A 246-nucleotide genomic window follows, 5' to 3' on the forward strand; every position below is an offset into this window, starting at 1 on the left:
TTTAGCGAAAAGAATTAAAAAGGCAGCACTTAATAATAAAATTACGATACAAACTTCGAAAATTCTAATCGGACTAACGTCTTTAAAATTAATGTTGAAAGGTACTGAGAATATAGTGACAAATGTTGTTAAACATGGACCAATACGCGTAGAGCTAGGTTCATGGAAAGCACCATACAGTATTGTCTTTGTATTAGACATATTCAGTGCCCTACTAATAATTACTAGTATTATTATTACAGCTAT

Annotated in this window: 1 protein-coding gene; it reads left to right on the top strand. The window is 30.9% G+C overall.

Annotated elements, in window-relative coordinates:
- Positions 1 to 13: 13 nt before the first annotated feature.
- Positions 14 to 246 (top strand): hypothetical protein (locus tag IDG65_RS14610; protein ID WP_346656771.1); only part of this gene is annotated, 233 nt, incomplete at its 3' end.

It is taken from the genome of Staphylococcus sp. EG-SA-17 (assembly GCF_017151845.1).
GTDB lineage: Bacteria > Bacillota > Bacilli > Staphylococcales > Staphylococcaceae > Staphylococcus > Staphylococcus aureus.